Source organism: Schlesneria paludicola DSM 18645, assembly GCF_000255655.1.
Classification (GTDB): domain Bacteria; phylum Planctomycetota; class Planctomycetia; order Planctomycetales; family Planctomycetaceae; genus Schlesneria; species Schlesneria paludicola.
The window spans coordinates 1-528 of sequence record NZ_AHZR01000105.1 but is presented as its reverse complement, the minus strand read 5'-3'; the positions used below and the strand labels follow the sequence as shown (position 1 = coordinate 528).

The window sequence follows — 528 nt, the reverse complement described above, 5'->3', positions numbered from 1 at the left end:
GAACGAATTCCAGGTCGTCGCGGCACCCAGCCAGGCGCCAATTCCCGCCATCAGTTTCACATCGCCGGCTCCCATTCCACCGATCGCGTACAGCGGCAACAGACACAGCAATCCGCAGCCAATTCCTGCCAGGCTGGCACTGCAACCCGACCAGCCATTGGCGAGCGTGTGATAGGCCAGGCCCGTCAGGACCATCGGAAACGTAATCCAGTTGGGAACCTTAAGCTGTTTCCCATCGATATAGGCGGCAAAAATCAAAACGGCTGAGACGAGTGTGATGTCCCAGTGAACCAACAAAACTTGCAGCCAATCCATGTCCAATCACCTTTCGTAAAGCAGTTGAGGGGCGGCGTCGACGGAGCTTCCAGCTCCCGCCAGCATGCGATCGGTTTTCAGCATCCACGTTGCTGTCCGGTGGCCAGGTTCACCATCCCCACCAGCAGCACAAGTGCAGCGGGGGCCCATTGGAGAAGCTGGCTACTAGACAAATCAAACCAAATAGGAAGCATGTTCAACCTTCGATCAATC

General features: G+C 56.2%; 1 protein-coding gene. It reads right to left on the bottom strand.

Going from position 1 to position 528, the window contains the following annotated elements; genetic code table 11:
- Nucleotides 1–315 (bottom strand): A24 family peptidase (locus tag OSO_RS0100195; RefSeq protein WP_010581600.1); only part of this gene is annotated, 315 nt, incomplete at its 3' end.
- Between the last annotated feature and the right edge of the window lie 213 nt (nucleotides 316–528).